The organism is Terribacillus halophilus (assembly GCF_900101385.1).
Lineage (GTDB): Bacteria > Bacillota > Bacilli > Bacillales > Amphibacillaceae > Terribacillus > Terribacillus halophilus.
The window spans coordinates 215,456-235,966 of record NZ_FMZB01000006.1; the positions used below are offsets into that span (position 1 = coordinate 215,456).

23 protein-coding genes and 11 tRNA genes are annotated in these 20,511 nt (G+C 46.1%); 32 read left to right on the forward strand and 2 right to left on the reverse strand.

The features are described 5' to 3' along the window. The first annotated feature begins 6 nt into the window (after nucleotides 1–6). From BLQ53_RS12180 to BLQ53_RS12200, 5 genes are all read left to right on the forward strand, one after another. The gene (locus BLQ53_RS12180) at nucleotides 7–525 is read left to right on the forward strand and encodes a YppG family protein (protein ID WP_093727588.1); all 519 of its coding nucleotides are present in this window, start codon (nucleotides 7–9) and stop codon (nucleotides 523–525) included. A 26-nt stretch (nucleotides 526–551) separates the two neighbouring features. Next, the gene (locus tag BLQ53_RS12185) at nucleotides 552–1,244 is read left to right on the forward strand and encodes an alpha/beta hydrolase (protein ID WP_093727589.1); all 693 of its coding nucleotides are present in this window, start codon (nucleotides 552–554) and stop codon (nucleotides 1,242–1,244) included. 329 nt (nucleotides 1,245–1,573) lie between these two features. After that, nucleotides 1,574–3,067, forward strand: coding sequence for a degradosome RNA helicase CshA (gene cshA, locus BLQ53_RS12190; protein ID WP_093727590.1), 1,494 nt, complete (start codon nucleotides 1,574–1,576; stop codon nucleotides 3,065–3,067). Between the two features lie 105 nt (nucleotides 3,068–3,172). After that, complete coding sequence (locus BLQ53_RS12195; RefSeq protein ID WP_093727591.1) at nucleotides 3,173–3,652, forward strand: PH domain-containing protein; 480 nt, start codon at nucleotides 3,173–3,175, stop codon at nucleotides 3,650–3,652. Further along, a complete protein-coding gene (locus tag BLQ53_RS12200) occupies nucleotides 3,645–5,105 on the forward strand; it encodes a PH domain-containing protein (RefSeq protein ID WP_093727592.1) in 1,461 nt (486 codons plus the stop codon). Before BLQ53_RS12195 ends, BLQ53_RS12200 begins: the two co-directional genes overlap by 8 nt. Before the next feature lie 9 nt (nucleotides 5,106–5,114). Here BLQ53_RS12200 and BLQ53_RS12205 read toward each other — a convergent pair whose 3' ends face one another. Beyond that, the gene (locus tag BLQ53_RS12205; protein ID WP_093727593.1) at nucleotides 5,115–5,885 is read right to left on the reverse strand and encodes a rhomboid family intramembrane serine protease; all 771 of its coding nucleotides are present in this window, start codon (nucleotides 5,883–5,885) and stop codon (nucleotides 5,115–5,117) included. A gap of 145 nt (nucleotides 5,886–6,030) precedes the next feature. Here BLQ53_RS12205 and acpS point away from each other — a divergent pair, with 145 nt between their 5' ends. The 15 genes from acpS to BLQ53_RS12280 all read left to right on the forward strand — a co-directional run bounded on the left by acpS (nucleotide 6,031) and on the right by BLQ53_RS12280 (nucleotide 18,413). Continuing rightward, entirely contained in the window at nucleotides 6,031–6,396 is a 366-nt protein-coding gene (acpS, locus tag BLQ53_RS12210; RefSeq protein ID WP_093727594.1) for a holo-ACP synthase, read from the forward strand. Nucleotides 6,397–6,457: 61 nt separating this feature from the next. Further along, entirely contained in the window at nucleotides 6,458–7,969 is a 1,512-nt protein-coding gene (locus tag BLQ53_RS12215; protein ID WP_093727595.1) for an NAD(P)H-hydrate dehydratase, read from the forward strand. A gap of 50 nt (nucleotides 7,970–8,019) precedes the next feature. Continuing rightward, a complete protein-coding gene (locus BLQ53_RS12220; protein WP_093727596.1) occupies nucleotides 8,020–9,036 on the forward strand; it encodes a LolA family protein in 1,017 nt (338 codons plus the stop codon). Between the two features lie 84 nt (nucleotides 9,037–9,120). Next, a complete protein-coding gene (alr, locus tag BLQ53_RS12225) occupies nucleotides 9,121–10,293 on the forward strand; it encodes an alanine racemase (protein ID WP_093727597.1) in 1,173 nt (390 codons plus the stop codon). Nucleotides 10,294–10,449: 156 nt separating this feature from the next. Continuing rightward, a complete protein-coding gene (locus BLQ53_RS12230) occupies nucleotides 10,450–10,725 on the forward strand; it encodes an antitoxin (RefSeq protein WP_093727598.1) in 276 nt (91 codons plus the stop codon). A 4-nt stretch (nucleotides 10,726–10,729) separates the two neighbouring features. Continuing rightward, nucleotides 10,730–11,080, forward strand: coding sequence for a type II toxin-antitoxin system PemK/MazF family toxin (locus BLQ53_RS12235; protein ID WP_093727599.1), 351 nt, complete (start codon nucleotides 10,730–10,732; stop codon nucleotides 11,078–11,080). A 208-nt stretch (nucleotides 11,081–11,288) separates the two neighbouring features. Further along, complete coding sequence (locus tag BLQ53_RS12240; protein WP_093727600.1) at nucleotides 11,289–12,161, forward strand: STAS domain-containing protein; 873 nt, start codon at nucleotides 11,289–11,291, stop codon at nucleotides 12,159–12,161. Then, nucleotides 12,158–12,514 carry an STAS domain-containing protein gene (locus tag BLQ53_RS12245; protein WP_038558142.1) on the forward strand — a complete coding sequence of 119 codons (357 nt, stop codon included), beginning with the start codon at nucleotides 12,158–12,160 and terminating at the stop codon, nucleotides 12,512–12,514. Before BLQ53_RS12240 ends, BLQ53_RS12245 begins: the two co-directional genes overlap by 4 nt. A 2-nt stretch (nucleotides 12,515–12,516) precedes the next feature. After that, nucleotides 12,517–12,918, forward strand: coding sequence for an anti-sigma regulatory factor (locus tag BLQ53_RS12250; protein ID WP_093727601.1), 402 nt, complete (start codon nucleotides 12,517–12,519; stop codon nucleotides 12,916–12,918). A 16-nt stretch (nucleotides 12,919–12,934) separates the two neighbouring features. Beyond that, entirely contained in the window at nucleotides 12,935–13,945 is a 1,011-nt protein-coding gene (locus tag BLQ53_RS12255) for a PP2C family protein-serine/threonine phosphatase (protein WP_093727602.1), read from the forward strand. Nucleotides 13,946–14,000: 55 nt separating this feature from the next. Further along, entirely contained in the window at nucleotides 14,001–14,330 is a 330-nt protein-coding gene (locus BLQ53_RS12260; RefSeq protein ID WP_093727603.1) for an anti-sigma factor antagonist, read from the forward strand. Nucleotides 14,331–14,332: 2 nt separating this feature from the next. Next, complete coding sequence (rsbW, locus tag BLQ53_RS12265; RefSeq protein ID WP_093727604.1) at nucleotides 14,333–14,809, forward strand: anti-sigma B factor RsbW; 477 nt, start codon at nucleotides 14,333–14,335, stop codon at nucleotides 14,807–14,809. After that, on the forward strand, nucleotides 14,781–15,572 hold the full coding sequence (gene sigB / locus BLQ53_RS12270; RefSeq protein ID WP_093727605.1) for an RNA polymerase sigma factor SigB: 792 nt from the start codon (nucleotides 14,781–14,783) through the stop codon (nucleotides 15,570–15,572). The genes rsbW and sigB overlap by 29 nt, the downstream gene beginning before the upstream one ends. Further along, entirely contained in the window at nucleotides 15,565–16,161 is a 597-nt protein-coding gene (locus BLQ53_RS12275) for a SpoIIE family protein phosphatase (protein ID WP_244499341.1), read from the forward strand. The genes sigB and BLQ53_RS12275 overlap by 8 nt, the downstream gene beginning before the upstream one ends. A gap of 89 nt (nucleotides 16,162–16,250) precedes the next feature. After that, nucleotides 16,251–18,413, forward strand: a complete 2,163-nt coding sequence (locus tag BLQ53_RS12280; RefSeq protein ID WP_093727606.1) for a Tex family protein — start codon at nucleotides 16,251–16,253, stop codon at nucleotides 18,411–18,413. A 42-nt stretch (nucleotides 18,414–18,455) separates the two neighbouring features. Here BLQ53_RS12280 and cmpA read toward each other — a convergent pair whose 3' ends face one another. Beyond that, on the reverse strand, nucleotides 18,456–18,578 hold the full coding sequence (gene cmpA / locus BLQ53_RS12285; protein ID WP_093727607.1) for a cortex morphogenetic protein CmpA: 123 nt from the start codon (nucleotides 18,576–18,578) through the stop codon (nucleotides 18,456–18,458). 87 nt (nucleotides 18,579–18,665) lie between these two features. Between cmpA and BLQ53_RS12290 the strand changes: the two genes are divergently transcribed. From BLQ53_RS12290 to BLQ53_RS12345, 12 genes are all read left to right on the forward strand, one after another. Beyond that, on the forward strand, nucleotides 18,666–19,142 hold the full coding sequence (locus BLQ53_RS12290) for a SprT family protein (protein WP_093727608.1): 477 nt from the start codon (nucleotides 18,666–18,668) through the stop codon (nucleotides 19,140–19,142). Between the two features lie 158 nt (nucleotides 19,143–19,300). Next, a tRNA-Asn gene (locus BLQ53_RS12295) sits at nucleotides 19,301–19,375 on the forward strand. Between the two features lie 2 nt (nucleotides 19,376–19,377). After that, nucleotides 19,378–19,468 (forward strand) — tRNA-Ser (locus tag BLQ53_RS12300). 8 nt (nucleotides 19,469–19,476) lie between these two features. Further along, nucleotides 19,477–19,548: transfer RNA gene (locus BLQ53_RS12305), tRNA-Glu, on the forward strand. 29 nt (nucleotides 19,549–19,577) lie between these two features. Further along, nucleotides 19,578–19,654 (forward strand) — tRNA-Asp (locus BLQ53_RS12310). A 5-nt stretch (nucleotides 19,655–19,659) separates the two neighbouring features. Next, nucleotides 19,660–19,730, forward strand: a tRNA-Gln gene (locus BLQ53_RS12315). 16 nt (nucleotides 19,731–19,746) lie between these two features. Then, nucleotides 19,747–19,819, forward strand: a tRNA-Lys gene (locus BLQ53_RS12320). Between the two features lie 77 nt (nucleotides 19,820–19,896). After that, a tRNA-Leu gene (locus BLQ53_RS12325) sits at nucleotides 19,897–19,983 on the forward strand. 60 nt (nucleotides 19,984–20,043) lie between these two features. Further along, a tRNA-Arg gene (locus tag BLQ53_RS12330) sits at nucleotides 20,044–20,120 on the forward strand. Nucleotides 20,121–20,129: 9 nt separating this feature from the next. Further along, nucleotides 20,130–20,206, forward strand: a tRNA-Pro gene (locus BLQ53_RS12335). A gap of 35 nt (nucleotides 20,207–20,241) precedes the next feature. Continuing rightward, a tRNA-Gly gene (locus tag BLQ53_RS12340) sits at nucleotides 20,242–20,315 on the forward strand. A gap of 19 nt (nucleotides 20,316–20,334) precedes the next feature. Continuing rightward, nucleotides 20,335–20,411 (forward strand) — tRNA-Ile (locus tag BLQ53_RS12345). Nucleotides 20,412–20,511: the final 100 nt, after the last annotated feature.

Here is a 20,511-nt window from a genome sequence, read left to right on the forward strand (position 1 = left end):
GTGGAGATGTATTATTACAATACGACAGAGCCACGCTCCCATGTACAGCAACAACAGATGAGCGATGGCACACAGCGCTATTACTACGAACCGATTTTTCAAACCGAGCCCCAAGAGCAATATAATGAGATGTACAATCATACATGGATGCAAGCAAATGAAAATGTTGAGGATACTAATAGACAGACCCAGCCTTATTCTTACAATCCTTATCCGCCCGAGTATTTCACACAGTGGGGAGGATGGCAGCAGCAAGCGCAGCCCCAACAGCCGGTAACGCCTTATGAATATTTCAAGAAACCGCCTCTTGCACCGTATTGGCATGCATTTGCTCAGCCGACGAATGTCTATCAGCCAAAGCAGCAAGCGCAGCTGACAAAAGGTCTGGCATCCTATTTTCAGGATAAGAACGGCCAAATGGATATCAATAAAATGATGTCCACTGTCGGTCAAATGGCCTCGACAGTTCAGCAAGTTTCCCCTATCGTCAAATCACTCGGTTCTTTTTTGAAGATACTGAGATAAACATTAAGGAAAGCGAAGATGATCCAATGACAGGAATACTATGTATCCACGGCTTCACTGGCGGCACATATGAAGTGGAGCCTTTGAGCGAGCATTTAATGAATCATACGGATTGGAAAGTGGAGATGGTTGCTTTACCCGGTCATGGGACGACCAAAGAGCTATCTTTACATGAAGTCGGGCACAAGGAATGGATAGAGGCAGCAGAAGAAGCATACGAGCGGATGGCTCGGGAATGTTCGCATATCTATGTGATCGGGTTCTCGATGGGTGGGATGATTGCCTCACATTTAGCTGCGAAATATGGTGCAGACAAGCTTGTGCTGTTATCAGCTTCTGGGAAATACCTGAACTGGAAGCTGCTTACACAGGAAGCATGGCAATACATGAAAAAGTATATGAGCGGGGACATTGTCGAGGATTATAATAAGCTTCGGAAAGAAAAGAAAGGCAAGGTCCCGTTCCGGGCATTCTTGGAATTCAAGAAGTGTGTGGATTACACGAAGAAATCATTGCCCGCTGTCTCTTGCCCGGTCTTCATCATTCAGGGAATCCAGGACAGCATGGTACCGCACCGGACCGTCAAGTATTTGCACAAGCATCTTGGCTCTGAGAATCAGAAGATGGTGCTTTTCGATGAATCGAGACATCTGATCTGCCACGGACCGGATATCGACCAGATCTGTACGCAAGTGGAAGAATTCCTGCTGGAGGCATGAATTTTCGCGCGATGTGTTTAATATCTTTTCGCTAGGGAGAAAATATAGTGAAAGCTGTGAAGATCGGCAGTTTGCTGCTTGAAAAGCGCATAAGAAAATCCAAAGATTATGTAATTCTTTTGGAAGGGCTTTAATGGTACATTGTACGCGTGAATATACGTGTAATCATAGATATAGGTAGAATTCAGACAAATAGTGTGTTACTATTATTAAATCCAATGAATGCTTGCTTAAGGCCTCTTCCCAAGCGTGGAGGAAGGCTTTTTTATTGTGTATAACTGCCGTGCTTCATCAGTGAGACTTTTTTTATATAAAGGAGTAATAAGAAATTGACAACATTTAGTTCATTAGGTATTTCGGAACCAATTTTGAAAGCATTAAATAAAATGGGATTTGAAGAAGCTACACCGATCCAAGCTGAAACGATCCCATTCGCCCTAGAAGGTAAAGACGTACTAGGTCAAGCGCAGACTGGTACTGGTAAAACTGCTGCCTTCGGTATCCCGATGATCAACAAGATTGATCGCTCTAAACGCCAGATCCAAGGTTTGGTAATTGCACCGACTCGTGAGCTTGCTATCCAGGTAGGAGAAGAGCTTCACCGTCTTGGCCAATTCAAAGGAATCCGTACACTTCCAGTATACGGTGGTCAGCATATGGATCGTCAGATTCGTTCATTAAAAGAAGGCCCGCATATCGTCGTAGCGACACCTGGCCGACTGCTTGACCATATCCGCCGTAAAACGATCAATATCAGCAATGTACACACTGCTGTATTGGATGAAGCAGACGAAATGCTTAACATGGGCTTCATCGATGATATCCGTGAAATCCTTTCATCTATCCCTGAAGAGCGTCAGACATTGCTATTCAGTGCGACAATGCCGAAGGAAATCCGTGATATCGGAACCAAATTGATGAAAGACCCTACAGAAGTGAAAGTAAAAGCAAAAGAAATGACTGTAACGAATATCGATCAGTCTTACATCGAAGTTCAGGAAAGACAGAAATTCGATACACTTTCCAACTTGCTTGATATCGATGAGCCAACATTGGCTATCATTTTCGGCAGAACGAAAAAACGTGTTGATGAAGTGACAGAAGGCCTGCAGGCTCGCGGTTTCCGCGCAGAAGGTATTCATGGCGATCTTACACAAGGCAAGCGTATGTCCGTGTTGAACAAATTCAAAAATGGCCGCGTAGAAATTTTGGTTGCGACTGACGTTGCCGCACGTGGTCTTGATATCTCTAATGTAACACATGTATATAACTTCGATATCCCGCAGGATCCGGAAAGCTACGTACACCGTATTGGTCGTACAGGACGTGCTGGTAAAACTGGACGAGCTGTCTCCTTTATCACGCCTAGAGAGATTTCTCACCTGCATTTGATCGAAAAAACAACGAAGAGCAAGATTGCACGTAAAGATGCTCCGACAAACGATGAAGCTGCACAAGGACAGCAGCAGATCGCTATCGATAAAATGATGCGTACGATTGAAAACAAAGATCTAAAAGCATACAACGAAAAAGCAAATGACCTGATCAACCAGTTCGGCGCTGAAACAGTTGTGGCAGCTGCTTTGAAAATGCTGACAAAAGAGCGCCGTAATACACCGGTTCGTATTACTTCCCTTGCTCCTGTCAGTGTGAAAGGCAGCTTCAAGGATAAGAAGAAATATCGCGGCGGTTCCCGAGGCGGTAATGGCGACAGACGCGGTTATGGCGGTCGCAATGGTAAGCCTCGCAGCCGTAACTATCAAGGACAAGGCAAACGCAATAACAGCGGCGGCTATCGCGGCAAACGCAATAACGATAATTAATAGAGGCAGACACCTGAGAAGGTGTCTGTTTTTTTATGGATTATTATTCGATGAAACAAATTTCTGGTCCAATCGTATGATATAACTGGAAAGAGGGGGAATTGTATGAAGACACAACCAAGCAATAGAATTGCAGCCAATGCAAAGAAAGTATGGAGGATAAATGCAAGTCTATATATGCTGCTGCCGATCATTGCGGCGGGGGTTGTTACATATTTTCAAAATGCATGGTCCATTCCCGATTATATCCTGTATATAGGATGGGCTGTTCTCATTGCTGCCTTATTCATTTTTATTTGGCTGCTTCCGGCAGTGCGGTGGAAGAGATGGCGTTATGAGGTGTTTGAGCAAGAAATATACATACAAAGCGGCATTCTCATTGTGACACAGACAATTGTGCCGATGATACGGGTGCAGCATGTCGATACGGAGCAAGGCCCGGTCCTGAAGAAATTCGGTTTGGCTACGGTATCTGTTTCGACAGCGGCAACGACGCACCATATACCAGCTCTTGCTTTGGAGGAAGCGCTAGAGCTGCGTGATCGGATTGGAGTGCTTGCGCGCGTGGAGGAAGACGATGTCTGAACCGAGACGGATGCATCCCATCAGCATTTTCCTCCGAATGCTGAAGATTATCAAGGATGTCATCATCCCGATGGCGATTGGTTTTATTGCTGTCATAAAAAATATAAGTGCCATGTTTTGGTGGCTTCCATTCGTGCTAGGTGGCGGAATCCTGCTGATTATCGGATTATTTGCATTTCTCTATTGGTTCCGATTCACTTATCGCACGGAAGATGATGAGCTGCGAATAGAATCTGGCATCTTCGTCCGGAAGAAAAGGTATATATCCAGACATCGTATCCACTCGGTGAATACAAGTGCCAATATCTTTCACAGATTATTTGGGCTGGTGAAGCTGGAAGTACAGACAGCTGGCGGCGGAAAAGAAGCGGAGGGGGTAATTCCGGCCCTTTCCAAATTGGATGCATCAGCAATCCAGCAATTTGTAAAAAGAAAAGAGCAAGATGTTGTTCTTGAAAATACAGAGGATATAAAGCTTTCAGAGCATAAAGTGAGCTACCGGCTCAGTTTTCGTCGCTTGTTAGCAGCTGCTGCGACTTCGGGCGGAACAGGAATCATTTTTGGTTTTCTATTTGCAATCACACAGCAAGCTGACAATGTCATGGATATTAATATCTATTCATTCTTCTATCACTGGCTGTTGGAGCAGAGTCTGCTTTTGTCCATCCTTTTTGCAGTCGGCAGTTTGGCGGTGACGTGGATGGTAGCGATGATTGGTACAATCCTGAAATATTGCTTCTTTGAAATATCCAAGCAGGGAAATGAGCTTTTCATTCAAAGAGGTCTCTTGGAACGTAAGGAAATGACCATACCACTGCATAGGATTCAGGCGGTGAAGGTGGAGGAGAATATTTTCCGTCAGCCATTCGGGTTGCTGGCGGTCAGTGCGGAAATAGCAGGAGGGGAAGCTGGGAAAGACGAAAAGAACATTTCCACTGTCCTCTTCCCTCTGTTAAGGAAAAAGGAGCTGCAAGCCTTCTTGGAAGAGCTTCTTTCTGATTATGTAGTCGAGACTGCTTATCGGAAACCGCCGAAGCGGGCATTCATGAGATATTTATTCCTTCCATTAGCAATATCCGTTCTCATCACAGGTGTGCTCATTTATTTCTTCGGCGGGTATGGACTGTTTGCTCTGGTGCTTGTTGTACTTACCATCATATTTTGTGTGTTGGACTATCGGGATGCCGGAGTATCATGGACGGCAGATACGCTGACCATGCGGTACCGGGAACTGACTCGTGTGACCGTTCATGTGCATCGTAAAAGGGTGCAGACTTTCTATGAATCCCAGCATTACTTCCAATCGAAAAAGCAGCTCGGGACTTTGAAGGTTGCTGTTGCATCAGGAGGTACTGCCGGAAGCAGATTCAAAGTAAAACACTTGGAGGAGAAGGATGCAGATGAGGCATATGATTGGTATTCCTTCCGAAGCCAAAAAAGAACCGCACAGTAGCTGTGCGGTTCAATTCATATAGTCGTAGATGCCGATCAGCACCAAGGCTGCAATAACGATCCAGAGAACCAGCTTCTTATTGGTGCGTCTTCCATACGGACGCTTTTTCCAGCGGTCTGGATCAAAGCCCGTGTCATCCTCCCGCTGAGGCGGACGTTTGTTCCGATAAATCGAGAACGGATTGGCTTTGATAAGGAAGAGCGGAGCCAGTACAAATCCTCCCACAGCTCCTGCCAGATGTGCTGTGAGGTTTATATTTGCAGAAAAGAGGGACATGATGATACCAATCACAAAAATGATGAGTATCAATTGTGCATTTCCGGAATCAATCAAGTGCTTGCGGAAATATACCATGAACAAATAGCATCCGAACAAACCGTAGATGGCACCGGAGGCACCAATATGACTGACAAAGCTGTAAGGGTCCAGTATATACGTAATAGCGTTTCCGATGATTCCTGTAAGCAAATAAAATAAGCTGAATTTCAGTTTGCCCAGCATCTGCTCAAGGGCAGGTCCGAAGATTACCAGGGAAAAGCAGTTGAATAATACATGCGAGACGCTTCCAGGAGCGTGCAGGAAAATCGGCGTGACCAGCCGCCAAAATTCTCCGCCCGAGATGAATAGATTCACACCTGCACCTAATTGATACAGGCTGTTCCCGAATGGATTCTGGAACAGTCCGGTTATGATCCAAAGCAGCAGATTGACTGCCACGATTAAACTGATGACAGGATAAGCGTACAAATATTCTTTAAAGGTTTCGGTCCTGCGGAACAATCGAATTCCTCCTTCTATTAATCAGCAAAACGGAAAGCATTAAAAATTTGCTTTGTTTACATCCTATAACTTTCCTCCCTGCTTTTATACATATAGGGTACAATACTCGGTAGAGAAATTCAGCTGGAAGGTAGGTTGTACAGCCGTGATTAAGGGTATCGGTTTAGATATTACAGAATTAGCACGAATTAAGAAAGCGATTGAGCATAATGAGAGGATCCTGGACAGGATCCTGACGAAATCGGAAAAAACGCACTATGAATCACTGACATCGGATAAACGGAAGATGGAATTTGCAGCTGGTCGTTTTGCGGCCAAGGAAGCATATGCAAAAGCAAGGGGGACCGGATTAGGCAAACTGGGCCTTCATGATATTGAAATATTGCCCAATGAAGCAGGAGCGCCAGTTTTGAATTCTGCTGACCTGACAGAGGAGGAGCTCGTCTTCTTGTCGATCACACATTCGGATGCATATGCAGCAGCACAAGTGATCATTACACAAGGCAAATAGACTTGTCTGCATATTTCTTGGGCATGTCTCATAGATTGTAGTGCGGGTAGGAGGGAACAGCGTGTATATTGTCACCGCAAAGGAAATGTACGAAGTGGATCGCTATGCGATGGAGGATATTGGAATAGTCGGCAGCATCCTGATGGAATCTGCTGGACGAGCCATCGCTGAACGGATGAAACCGCTGATCGGAACCACGGACCGGATAATTGTCCTCTGTGGCTCTGGCAATAATGGCGGCGATGGATATGTGGTAGCTAGAACACTGCTGAATGAAGGATATGACGTGGCTGCCGTTCAGGTCGGGCGAAATTTGACAGCTGATGCCGCCATGCATCAGCAAGTCTATGACCGTCTTGGCGGTGAAGTGATGGATGTCGAAGCAGATACTTTCCAAGCAGCATTGAAAGAAGCGGATGTCATTGTTGACGCGATGCTCGGCTTGGGTGTCAGAGGTAAGCTGAAAAGCCCTTATAAGGAAACTGTACAGGCTGTCAATGAAGCGGATGCACTTGTTTTTGCCATTGATTTGCCTTCTGGTGTACCGGCGGATGATGCCTCGGATTTCTCAGAGGCGATTTTCGCCGATCATACCTTCGTCATCGAAGCGCCAAAGCCAAGCGTATTTATCCAGAAGACAGCAGCACATTACGGAAAGTGGCATACCGTATCCATCGGTCTGCCCGTTGCTTATTTAGGCAGACAAGCCGGTGCCAGGATTTGGACAAAACAGGACGTGAAGCGGTCATTTCCGAACCGACAGCCTTTTTCGCACAAAGGAACCCATGGCAAAGGCTTCCTCATCGGGGGAGGGGCGGAGATGCCAGGATCAGTTACGATGTCCAGCATGGCTGCTTTACGAGCCGGGGCGGGTCTTCTTACCGTCGGTACATTACGTCAAGTCATTCCGACTGTATCAGCTCACTTGTCTGAAGCGACATTCGCTGTCTTGGAAGGCGAGAATGGCGTGATAGTCGACTCGGAAACCCTGGATGTGAGTGCATATGATGGTATTGTCGTTGGTATGGGGATGGGTAGGGGCGAAGCGACAGCAGCCTTGACCAAAAGGGTGCTGGAGCAGGCAGAGGTTCCTGTCCTGTTGGATGCTGACGGTCTTCATCATATCAAATCCGACTTGGAGATCCTGCGGAATAGACAAGCTCCTACGATATTGACGCCTCATCCTGGCGAAATGGCGATGCTCTTGGATATGAAAGTGCCGGAGCTCCTGGAAAATCCTTTCGAGCTCGCCCGGAAATTTGCGATTGTACACCAGGTACATCTCGTGCTGAAAGGAACGTACACGATCATCACCGCCCCTGACGGCAGCCAGATTGTCAATACGACAGGAAACCCTGGCCTTGGAAAAGGCGGAAGCGGAGATGTACTCTCGGGTATTCTGCTGGCTATGCAGATGCAGCACGAAAATCTGATGGAGGCAATCGCAAACGGAGTCTACGTCCATGGAAAAGCAGCAGATGTGCTGGTAAAAGAGATGCATTCGCAGCAGGATCTGCTGGCAACTGATCTTATGAAAGGGCTGGCCAAGGTTTTTCGTGACATTTCCGATTGATGGTGGCATGTTCTCTTTGTTCGCTTTATAGCTGACAAAGGAGTGTGACCATGAAAAGATTTGCTGGTTTGATTGTCTTTGCTGCCTTTTTATTTTTATTAGCCGGCTGCAGCGATGCTTCCCGCGAGGAAGTAGTCCAAAAGCTGGAGGAGACATCGGCTGAGCTGCAAGGCTATAAGGCCGAAGCCACTATGAAGCTGAACACAGGGGAAGAACAGCAAGCCTACGGAATCGATATATGGTATCAAAAAGATGACCAATACCGGGTTTTATTGAAAAACGATGCTGACGAACAAGGCAGTCAGGTGATCCTGCGTAATAAGGATGGTGTATTTGTGCTCACCCCGGCTTTGAGAAAAAGCTTCAAATTCCAAAGCGAATGGCCTTATAACAGCAGTCAGCCTTATTTGTACCAGTCGCTTGTCCAGGATGTTTTGAAGGATGGAAATGCTACTTTTGAAACAACGGAAGAACATTATGTCTTCCAGACAAAAACGACTTATCAGAACAATACGACACTACCTTATCAAGAAATCTATTTCAATAAAAAGACATACACACCAGAGCTGGTGAAGGTCTTGGACAAAGATAAGAAACCAATGGTTGAAGTGACGTTCTCCGCATTCAAGCTGGATCCGAAGTTCACAGAAAAGGATTTTGAACTGGAAAACAATATGACAGGTTCCTTATCCGGCGTACCTGCTTCTGCCACACCAACCGAGCAGCAAGGGTTGACGGTACTGTATCCTACCGAAACAGTCGGCGCAACGCTTGCCGAGGAGAAGGAAGTAAGTGCGGATGGGAAGGAACGTGTGATTTTGACTTATGAAGGTGAAAAGAGCTTTACTTTGATACAGGAACTTGCGGATGTATCGGAAATCGCGCCGGCTGCTGCAACGCCTGCAAGCGGGGAGCCTTTTAGTCTCGGTTTCACCGTGGGAGCCATTACATCGTCCAGTCTGACCTGGACACATAATGGTGTGGATTATATGCTTGCCAGTGAGGAATTGACCAGGGAAGAGATACAGGAAGTAGCCGCATCCATCAATGGGCAGGCTATGAAATAACGATTGAGAGCAGACGAACCGAGTCTGCTTTTTTATTTTCCTGTTATAATAGGCAAAGGTAAAAATTCTAGGAGATGAATACATATGCGGAACGATCATTTTTATCGGGATTCCTGGGTGGAAATAAATCTCGATCATGTTGAATATAATATAAAGCAACTGGCAGCGCATATCGGAGAAGACAAAGGGATCTATGGAGTTGTCAAAGCGAATGCATACGGACATGGTTATGTGCAAGTCGCGCAGACGGCGTTGGATGCAGGGGCTCAAGCCCTGGCGGTCGCTTTTTTGGATGAGGCGCTCCATCTGCGTAAGAATGGTGTCCATGCAGCCATCCTTGTGCTTGGGGCGACAAGACCGGAGGATGCGGCGATTGCCGCAGATCACGATATCTCGCTGACTTTCTATCGCAAGGATTGGTTGGAGGCCGTACGTACCCAGCGATTCCGTAAGCCGCTGCAGCTGCATATGAAGCTTGATACGGGAATGGGAAGATTGGGTTTCCGGACGGAGGAGGAGATCCATGCAGCCTTGCCGTTGCTTGACGTCCCATCTCTTCACTTGGAAGGTGTTTATACGCATTTTGCAACAGCTGACGATGCGGATTTGGCATATTTCGAAGGGCAGCGGAGTAAGTTTGATAAGCTATACAAATCGCTGCAGAAAGCATGGCCGCATCCACTCATCGTACACAGTGACAACAGCGCAGCAAGTATGCGCTTTGCTGCGGATGAGTCGGATTTTGTCCGTTTTGGCATTGGCATGTACGGACTGTATCCGTCGAAGATTGTCAAAGAAGAGCATCCGATAGCTCTCCGCCAAGCGTTTTCCCTACACAGCAAGCTTGTACATGTCAAACAGCTTGAAGCGCATGAAGCTGTAAGTTATGGTGCAACCTATGAAACAAATAAAGCCGAGTGGATCGGGACACTGCCGATTGGCTACGCGGATGGCTGGATCCGTAAGATGCAAGGCTTCGAGGTACTTGTGGAAGGCAAACGAATGCCGATTGTCGGCAGGGTCTGCATGGATCAATGCATGGTGAAGCTCGATAAAGCTTATCCGAACGGTACGGAGGTTGTTCTCATTGGAATGCAGCAGAATGCATTTATCAGCATGGATGAAGTGGCAGACTGGATCGATACCATAAATTATGAGGTTCCTTGCCTCATCGCCGCACGCATGCCGCGCGTTTACAAACGCTCTGGCAGGATTGTCGAAGTCGCCAATGCGCTTTCTCCCGGCGAAAGCTTGTAATTTTCGGCAGAAAGCCAGCCTTTCTCCCAAGTTTTTTGTTTGAAAAAGGCTTTTTTTATCAAAAAGTTCCGGAGGGTCCTTTGCAAACACAATGCTCGGATGGTATGATGGAAATGGATTTTTACAGAAACGACCCGAGCGAATTGGTGGAGGTGTATGGTTGTGTCCGAAGGCTTACAAGAAATCGTTGTAAAGCTGCCTAAGAAACTCCTGAATGAGGTGGATGGTTTGATGCAGAATAATAACAATAGTCTCGATCATTTCTTCTATCAAGCAACGAAGTCATACGTGCAGGAAAGAAAGAATATCCGTGAAACCATGCAAAAAGGATACATGGAAATGGCACGTATTAATCTTAATATCGCTTCAGAAGCTTTCCAAGCTGAAGAGGAGGCAGAAATAACGTTAGAGCGCCTTGTAAGCGGGGTGTAGGCCCTTGATCGTTAAAAGAGGCGAAGTCTATTTCGCCGACCTGTCCCCGGTAGTGGGATCGGAACAGGGGGGCGTGCGCCCAGTGTTGGTCCTGCAAAATGATATCGGAAACAGATTCAGTCCGACCGTCATCATAGCGGCGATCACGGCACAGATCCAAAAAGCCAAGCTGCCGACCCACGTGGAGATCGATGCCAAGAAGTATGGTTTTGAACGGGATTCCGTCATTCTTCTGGAACAGATCCGAACTATCGACAAGCAGCGTCTGACCGATAAGATCACCCAGCTTGACCCTCAGATGATGGGGAATATCAATCGAGCACTTGAAATAAGTCTAGGCCTTACAGAGTTCTAGGTACGGACCAGCCCTTACGGAAACGTAAGGGCTTTTTTGTTTTGATTTCAGTCCCGTTGGATTATGGTATATACTAAAAAGAAGTCGCCTTATTGGCAAGGCGGACATATAGGTGTTAGATTAATAAGTAGATAAAAGTGACCTTGAATATATGACTGGCATCATACAGCCTTTGACAAGGTGAACGTTACAATACGGGGGTTTCATGATGGCAAAAAATCTGAAGGAGATTCTGGTTGAAAATAGTAACAATCTGGTTCATATGTGGCTTGAGGAAGTCGCAGAGAAACAGAAAGAAGTCGCAAATTCATCTATTTCACAGGAACTTTTCGAGAATACGAACCGAGAATTCGTCAATATCATTTTCGGCAGTGTCGAGAAAGAGAGTTTGACTTCTGATCTTGACAGCTTTACAGAACGGGTTATCAATCTTGGCTGGCCGCTTAGCTATCTTACGGAGGGACTTCAGCTTTTCAAACGCGTCGCAGTTGAATTTCTTATTGATCATGAAGAATTGGATGTCCCTGTGTCGAAAGTGTTAAGGCATGTGGACGAGCTTGTGAACCCGGTTATCAATCAACTTGTGAACGAGTACTCCGGCAACTGGGAAAATACAGTATCCCTTCAGCGTGTCGCGTTGCAGGAATTATCCGCACCTTTGATCCCGGTCATGGATAACATCACAGTCATGCCGCTGATTGGAACGATCGATACCGAGCGGGCTAAATTCATCATGGAGAATCTGCTCGATGGAGTGATCAAGCATCACGCAGAAGTAGTGCTGATTGATATTACAGGCGTGCCGGTTGTAGATACAATGGTCGCGCATCATATCATCCAGGCTGCCGAAGCAGTGAGGCTTGTCGGGTCTACTTGTATTCTTGTCGGCATCCGACCGGAGATTGCGCAGACAATAGTGAATTTAGGAATTGATCTTAGTAAATTCCCGACGAAGAGCTCGTTGCGCAAAGGCTTCACTACTGCTCTGGAAATGACGAATCAAATGATCGTACAAACAAACAGCGAAGAACAGACTATAGAAGAACTGATCGATACGCTTGATAGGAGTGAACAATCGTGAGAATCCCGATATTGAAGCTGCATAACTATTTGCTGATCAGTATCCAGATCGACTTGGATGATCAGACTGCGATTCAATTCCAGGAAGACTTGCTCAATAAAATCCATCAAAGCGGAGCAACAGGGGTAGTCATCGACTTGACTTCCGTTGACATCATCGACTCCTTCATTGCCAAAGTACTGGGCGATGTGGTGACGATGTCCGACTTGATGGGTGCAAAAGTCGTCCTGACCGGAATCCAGCCAGCAGTGGCAGTAACACTTATTGACCTGGGCATTCATTTGAATGAGGTAACGACGGCATTAGATCTGGAACAAGGATTGATCAAATTGCGCCAGGAACTGGAGGAGTGAAAATGGACTTCAGAACCTGTGTGAATATACAGAAAGAATGGGACATTGTCGGTGCAAGACAATTCGGTCGCGACTTTTCGAAAAAGCTGGGCTTTGGGATCGTTGATCAAGCTCGTATCGCTACTGCTATTTCGGAGCTTGCGCGTAATATCTATCTTTATGCTGGAAGTGGAAAAATCTGCTTTGATGAGGTAGAGAATGTCGGTTCGCGCGGAATTTGCATCATTGCAATCGACACAGGTCCCGGTATAAAAGATATCAGTCAGGTGATGGAGGATGGTTACTCCACATCCGGAGGTCTGGGCGCAGGTCTTCCTGGTGTAAAACGCCTGATGGATGAATTCGATATCAGTTCAAAGACAGGCGAAGGGACGGAAATTCGCGTCGTTAAATGGGTCCGTTAGAGGAGGATGATGCCAGGTGGACGCACTTAAGCTAGATCTATCCCACTATCGGGAACTGCTCAAGCAATACATCGATACACAAGATGAGTCTGCCTTATATGAGGCGGAGCAGATAAGTAAACGCTCCATCCAGCACAATATATCGCTGGAGGAGATCATCAACACGCATATCAATGCGCTGGAAGATATCTATCCTGATCTTCCGGAGAATATACAGCACTCGATGAGCTTCCTATTGGAGGTGATGATTTCCTACGGACTGGCACTACAGGAATTCCAGGATCTGCGGGAAGCGCAGCTCGAGATCAAATCGGAGATCTCCGTGGCAGCCCGGGTGCAGAATACATTGCTGTCCACCGAAAAGCCTGATGTGGAAGGTTTTGATATCGGTGTTGTCAGCGTACCTGCGAATCAGATGAATGGTGATTATCATCACTTCATACATCACGAAGACGGTACTGTAGGTATCACAGTGGCGGATGTGATCGGTAAAGGCATCCCGGCGGCATTATGTATGTCCATGATCAAATATGCCATGGAGAGTTTTCCGTCTGAGCATAAAAACCCGAGTGAGATTCTTGAAAGCCTTAATCGGGTAGTGGAACGCAATGTCGACCCAAGCATGTTCATCACGATGTTTTATGCTCTTTTCAACCCGGCAGCCAGTACGATTTCCTATTCATCTGCAGGGCATGAGCCTGGTTTTTATTATCATGCTGCTGATGATACATTCGAGGAGATCCGGGCAAAAGGGGTCGTCCTCGGTGTTACGGACATGGCGCAATATCGCCAATATGAAAGGGAAATCCACGCGGGGGATATGATCATCCTGCTGACGGACGGCGTTACGGAATGCCGTCAGGGCGATCGCTTCATTGAGAGTGAGGAAGTGCTTGAGGTCATCAAGGGCTTCTCCCATCTATCAGCACAGGAATTGGTGGAAAATGTATATAAGCATTTCGAAAAACTACAGGATTTTCACCTGCGAGATGACTTCACTTTAATTATTATCAAAAAAGATGTTTGAATGGAGAACAAACGGGTATTACATAGGATGGTAACTAGCCATTAGGAGGTACAGGATGAACTTAACTGTTGACGTACAAGAACACACAGGAAAATCAATTGTTCTTTTAGCTGGTGAAATAGATGCATATACAGCCCCCAAATTGAAAGAAACACTTTTATCCCTGACGAGTAAAGAGGGGAATAAAGTCGAAGTCAATCTGGAGCAGGTGAACTATATGGACAGTACCGGATTAGGCGTATTCGTAAGTGGGTTGAAATCGACGAAAGAAAACAACAGTGAATTGAAGCTCGTACAGTTGCAGGACCGTGTATACCGTTTGTTCGAGATTACAGGTTTGATCGATGTGATCGATGTTGACAAAACAGTACGAGGTGGCTATTAATTATGGAATCTTTCGATTTTATCGAGATCAAAGTACCGGCTAAACCAGAATACGTTGGTGTGATTCGCTTGACGGCTTCAGGTGTTGCAAACCGGATGGGTTTTTCCTACGAGGATATCGAGGATTTAAAGGTTGCAATTTCCGAGGCTGTGACGAACACAGTAAACCATGCATATGAAAAAGATGAAGATGGCGAAGTTACGATTGGTTTCGGTGTATATGAGAATCGTCTCGAAGTGATGGTCGCTGATCACGGCGGCAGTTTCAACTTGGATCAAGTAAAACGGAATATTGGGCCGTATGAGGCTGCAGAACCCATCGAACAACTGAGGGAGGGCGGTTTCGGTTTATTCCTGATTGACGCGTTGATGGACAAAGTGGAAATCAACAGCGATTCTGGAGTGATCGTCCTCATGACGAAATACCTTCATGAAAATGAGGTGGGGCTAGATGACGACCAAATCTCAACCACACAATAACCGTGAGGATGAGGTTTATAAATGGATAGATCATCTGCAAAAGCATCCCACAGATGAAGAAATCCAAGAAAAAATCGTACTCACATACAAAGACCTCGTCGTATCCATAGCAAGGAAATATTCCAAGAACAGTTCCATCCATGAAGATTTGGTCCAAGTCGGAATGCTGGGTTTGCTTGCGGCAATCCGACGATACAATCCGGATTTCGGCAAGTCTTTTGAATCATTTGCCATCCCGACCATCATTGGGGAAATCAAACGTTTCATCCGCGATAAGACATGGAGCGTCCATGTGCCGCGGCGGATCAAAGAGCTGGGTCCGAAAATACGCAAGGCAATCGACGAACTGACGACAGAGAATCAGAAGTCGCCGACTGTGGCAGAAATCGCTGCTTATCTGGAAGTGTCCGAGGAGGACATATTGGAAACGATGGAAATGGGTAAAAGCTATAAGGCATTATCTGTTGACAGAAAGATTGAAGCTGACTCGGACGGCAGTACGGTAGCGATCCTCGATTTGGTAGGTTCGACGGATAATGGTTACGAAGATATCGACCGCAGAATGCTGCTGGAAAAGGTGCTTCCGATTCTTAGTGAGCGGGAGCAGGAAATTCTTCGCTGTACTTATTTCGAAAATATGAGCCAAAAAGACACCGGAGAAAGACTCGGCATTTCTCAGATGCATGTATCGCGTCTGCAGAGAAGAGCTTTGCGTAAGCTGCGGGAAGCCTTGCAAGCCGAGGGTGCTGACAGTTTTGAATGATTTCTACTTGCATATGGAAGTGTCGGCATTCCAGGAGCCCAAAAAAGGAAACTATTATTGCGGAGATAGTTACTTCTACCATGAATCGGAACATGAATTCATCTGTGTGCTGGCTGATGGTCTTGGAAGCGGGGAATTTGCCAAAGAGTCATCACAAGTAGTGATAGATGTAATCCGTGACCATGTGTATAGCGGAATCGATGAGTTGATCAAAAGATCGAATGAAGTACTGGTCGGTAAACGCGGAGTCGTGCTCGGTATCTTGAAGGTGGACTATCGGGCAAGCACTTATTCCTTCACTTCCATTGGCAATATCGGAATCATGACGATTACAAGCGGTAAAAAAGAGCGGTGTATACCGAGCCAAGGATTTCTTGCAGGATATCCAAGGAAGTACAAGATATCACGTGGAATTCTGCAAGACGATATGATATTCGTTATGTTTTCTGATGGGGTTTCTGATAATGAGCTTACGCAGGATCTTTTCAAAGAAAAGGAAGCCCGGAAAATAAGGGATATGTTCGCTCTTAGCAAACAAAAGCCACATGAAGATGATATTACATTGATTGCTATGAAATACACAGAATAGGATCACTACCTGACTCAGGTGCTGATCCTTTTTTTATCTGCCCCGCAATTCTGATACAATGAGGATAGCAGCAGTCAGGAGGAACAATATTGGAAGCATCGATTCAAGACAGACTCATACAATGGGTCGAAAAAGAAACAGCAATTAAACAGTCATCCATCAAACAGGTCATCCACCTGCTGGGAGAGGGCAATACTGTACCGTTTATTGCCAGGTACCGAAAAGAGCAGACGGGAGCTCTCGATGAAGTAGAAATCAAAGCAATTCAAGATAAGTGGGAATATGCACAGCAGCTTCACCAACGGAAAACAGAAGTGATCCGTTTGATTGAGGAGCAAGGGAAACTTACGGAGGAACTCAATCGCGATATCCTAGCAGCCATGCAGCTTCAGCGCGTGGAAGATTTGTACCGTCCGTATAAGCAAAAGCGGAGGACAAAGGCAACGATTGCGAAAGAAAAAGGATTGGAGCCTCTTGCAAAAGGGCTGTATGAACAAACTATTCCAAACCTTGAAAAAGAAGCGCAGAACTATCTGGACCCTCAAATAGAGTTACATACTGTGGAAGAAGTGCTGCAAGGTGCTGGCGACATAGTGGCGGAATGGATCAGTGAGCAAGCGGCTTTCCGGGATTATATTAGAGAAAAGACCGAGAAGCAAGGCATTCTTTTAACCAAAGTCAAAAAGGCAGAAGACGATGAAAAAGGCGTATACGAAATGTACTATGCGTATCAGGAGCCGATCCGTCAAATGGCTTCCCATCGAACCTTGGCTGTCAACCGAGGTGAGAAGGAAGGTATTTTGCGGGTTACTGTTGAGCCTCCTGCGGATGACATCCTAGCTTATCTTAATCGTAAAATCATCAAGCAAAGGACTTCTGCTGAAGTTGCTTCGGCATTGAAAACAGTGATCGAGGATAGCTATAAGCGACTCATCCAGCCGTCGGTAGAACGGGAAATTCGTGCTTTGCTTTCGGAGAAGGCGGAAGGACAAGCCATTAAAATCTTCTCGGAGAATTTGAAGAATCTCTTGCTTCAACCGCCATTGAAAGGGCGTGTCGTATTAGGTGTGGACCCGGCATTCCGTACAGGCTGTAAACTGGCTGTAATCGACGAGACAGGAAAGCTGCTTGAAAAAAATGTGATTTATCCTACAGCACCGCGCAACGATGTCAAAGGTGCGAAAAAGGTAGTCGATGGATTGCTGGATAAATACAATGTCGAACTGATAGCCATAGGAAATGGAACTGCATCAAGGGAAACAGAGCAATTCATTGCGGATGTGATTCGCCAAGCGGGGAGCAGTGTCGCTTATATAATCGTAAATGAAGCTGGCGCAAGTGTGTATTCCGCATCAGAATTGGCCAGAAAGGAATTTCCTGATCTGCAAGTGGAGGAACGCAGTGCTATTTCCATTGGTCGCAGAATACAGGATCCGTTAGCAGAGTTGGTCAAAATTGATCCCAAATCGATAGGTGTGGGGCAATATCAGCATGATGTAAGTCAAAAAAAGCTGAATAACTCTCTCGGGTTTGTCGTGGAAACTGCGGTAAACCAAGTTGGGGTTAATGTGAATACAGCTTCGGAATCTTTGCTGCAGTACGTCTCTGGATTTAGTAAGACAGTGGCAGCAAATGTGGTGAAGCAACGGAATGAGGTTGGCAAATTCACATCGCGTAAGCAACTGAAATCCATTCCAAGGCTTGGAAGTAAAACATATGAGCAGAGTATCGGTTTCTTACGTGTCTTGGATGGCGAGGAGCCGCTTGATAGGACACCGATCCATCCAGAGAGCTATACGATTACGAAACAGCTTTTGGAGCGGCTTGGTGCAACGGTTGCGGATATAGGCAGCGTTCAGCTGCAAGAGAAGCTGGCAGATCTGGATATCAACCAGATTGCAGTCGAGTTCGATATTGGTGAATTAACGCTGCAGGATATCATACAGGCACTGAATCAACCGGGAAGAGACCCGCGTGATGATTTGGCTCAGCCATTATTGAAACAAGATGTATTGGCAATGGAAGATCTCAAGGAAGGTATGGAGCTCCAGGGAACTGTCCGCAACGTAGTCGATTTCGGTGTATTCGTCGATATAGGAGTCAAACAAGATGGGCTTGTCCATATATCCAAAATGTCGAATAAATTCGTGAAACATCCAATGGATATCGCTTCGGTGGGGGATGTTGTCACTGTCTGGGTAGATAAAGTGGACATTGACAAACAGCGAATAGCCCTTACAATGGTGAAGTAACAGCAGCAGTGAAAAGCCCCTGTCCCGTGTGGGACAGGGGCTTTAGCCGCCGTTGGAATGCTGTTTCTGCTTATAGAAGAACCAGCATTGGTTCAACACCTTCAATTGGTTTACGTTTTTTGTGAGAAAAGCTTGTGATAGTTGATTTTTCAACCAATTAGGCATTCTTTTACCTCCTGCAGCCCTTGGATGTCGGGAAAAATGAATGTCTGCAGCATCATATGCATGACTGAAACAGGAGGTGCTTATGTAATGAAAGAAATCACCATGCATAATCTGCAACAAATCGTCGAAGAAATTTCTATTGTATGGTTTCAAAAGCCATTTGTTGATAGAGCAAGGTACAATAATCGTCTCCGGACGACCGGAGGCAGATATTTGCCGGGGAAAAGAATCATTGAAATCAATCCCAAGTACTTGGATGAACTCGGACAAGAAGAGACGATTGGAATCATCAAGCACGAACTATGCCATTATCATTTGCATATCGAAGGCAAAGGGTATGGCCATCGTGATCCAGAATTTCGGGAGTTGCTGCACCGAACCAATTCACCGCGCTTTTGCAATGTGCTTCCATCTGTAACAGAAAAGCAGCTGCTATCTTATCAATGTACAAAATGCGGACATATGTATAAGCGCAGAAAGGCAGTCGATACACGTAAATATGGATGTGGTAAATGTGGAGGGAAGCTGAAAAAGATGGAGGACAGAAGTATATTGGAGAAATAAAAACAAAAACTTTCAAGAAAAGTGTTGACGTGTTTTGAAATCCATGATAAATTTATTAAGCCGTCGACGAACGGTACGAAAAAAATCACAAAAGTGGTTGACAGATAGCGAAAGTTGTTGTAAGATACATAAGGTCGCTAAGATGTTATAAAGATCATTCCACAGTAGCTCAGTGGTAGAGCTATCGGCTGTTAACCGATCGGTCGCAGGTTCGAATCCTGCCTGTGGAGCCAGTGGAGAAGTACTCAAGTGGCTGAAGAGGCGCCCCTGCTAAGGGTGTAGGTCGCGTAAGCGGCGCGAGGGTTCAAATCCCTCCTTCTCCGCCATCATAAATGGCCCGTTGGTCAAGCGGTTAAGACACCGCCCTTTCACGGCGGTAACACGGGTTCGAATCCCGTACGGGTCATCGTTTTCATAACGAGTCTTTCAAGGCTCGGTCCGGTAGTTCAGTTGGTTAGAATGCCTGCCTGTCACGCAGGAGGTCGCGGGTTCGAGTCCCGTCCGGACCGCCATTTATTGGGCTATAGCCAAGCGGTAAGGCAACGGGTTTTGGTCCCGTGATCGTTGGTTCGAATCCAGCTAGCCCAGCTTACTTTTTTGTTGTGAGCCATTAGCTCAGTTGGTAGAGCATCTGACTTTTAATCAGAGGGTCGAAGGTTCGAGTCCTTCATGGCTCATCTGTTTAAAATGAAAGATGATCATATAGATCTGCCGATGCTGTGCAGCACAGACAGCATTTTTCTTTTGACTTTATGCGGTCGTGGCGGAATGGCAGACGCGCTAGGTTGAGGGCCTAGTGGGTGAATAACCCGTGGAGGTTCAAGTCCTCTCGGCCGCACCAAAAAAAGTGTTGACAAGTTATGAGCTGAATGATATGATATAAAAGTTGTTCTTAAGATAAGCGCCCGTAGCTCAATTGGATAGAGCGTTTGACTACGGATCAAAAGGTTAGGGGTTCGACTCCTCTCGGGCGCGCCATTATTACTCCGGGAAGTAGCTCAGCTTGGTAGAGCACTTGGTTTGGGACCAAGGGGTCGCAGGTTCAAATCCTGTCTTCCCGACCAGTAGTTCCAATCCATCAATCTTAACATTAATATATGCGGGTGTAGTTTAGTGGTAAAACCTCAGCCTTCCAAGCTGATGTCGAGGGTTCGATTCCCTTCACCCGCTCCATTATTACAACATACGATATGGGCCTATAGCTCAGCTGGTTAGAGCGCACGCCTGATAAGCGTGAGGTCGGTGGTTCGAGTCCACTTAGGCCCACCATGATTTTGATCTTTGAAAACTGAACAAAACAACCAATTACGAACTAAACGACATGATCATTAAGATCAACGTCAGCTCTAACGAGCAAAAGCATCAACAC

Bases quoted from the DNA above. Each gene is read 5' to 3' on its own strand.
- BLQ53_RS12180 (WP_093727588.1), top strand. From the start codon at position 7: ATGTATTATTACAATACGACAGAGCCACGCTCCCATGTACAGCAACAA.
- BLQ53_RS12185 (WP_093727589.1), top strand. From the start codon at position 552: ATGACAGGAATACTATGTATCCACGGCTTCACTGGCGGCACATATGAA.
- BLQ53_RS12195 (WP_093727591.1), top strand. From the start codon at position 3,173: ATGAAGACACAACCAAGCAATAGAATTGCAGCCAATGCAAAGAAAGTA.
- BLQ53_RS12200 (WP_093727592.1), top strand. From the start codon at position 3,645: ATGTCTGAACCGAGACGGATGCATCCCATCAGCATTTTCCTCCGAATG.
- BLQ53_RS12220 (WP_093727596.1), top strand. From the start codon at position 8,020: ATGAAAAGATTTGCTGGTTTGATTGTCTTTGCTGCCTTTTTATTTTTA.
- alr (WP_093727597.1), top strand. From the start codon at position 9,121: ATGCGGAACGATCATTTTTATCGGGATTCCTGGGTGGAAATAAATCTC.
- BLQ53_RS12230 (WP_093727598.1), top strand. From the start codon at position 10,450: ATGGTTGTGTCCGAAGGCTTACAAGAAATCGTTGTAAAGCTGCCTAAG.
- BLQ53_RS12240 (WP_093727600.1), top strand. From the start codon at position 11,289: ATGGCAAAAAATCTGAAGGAGATTCTGGTTGAAAATAGTAACAATCTG.
- BLQ53_RS12250 (WP_093727601.1), top strand. From the start codon at position 12,517: ATGGACTTCAGAACCTGTGTGAATATACAGAAAGAATGGGACATTGTC.
- BLQ53_RS12260 (WP_093727603.1), top strand. From the start codon at position 14,001: ATGAACTTAACTGTTGACGTACAAGAACACACAGGAAAATCAATTGTT.
- rsbW (WP_093727604.1), top strand. From the start codon at position 14,333: ATGGAATCTTTCGATTTTATCGAGATCAAAGTACCGGCTAAACCAGAA.
- sigB (WP_093727605.1), top strand. From the start codon at position 14,781: ATGACGACCAAATCTCAACCACACAATAACCGTGAGGATGAGGTTTAT.
- cmpA (WP_093727607.1), bottom strand. From the start codon at position 18,578: ATGCCTAATTGGTTGAAAAATCAACTATCACAAGCTTTTCTCACAAAA.
- BLQ53_RS12290 (WP_093727608.1), top strand. From the start codon at position 18,666: ATGAAAGAAATCACCATGCATAATCTGCAACAAATCGTCGAAGAAATT.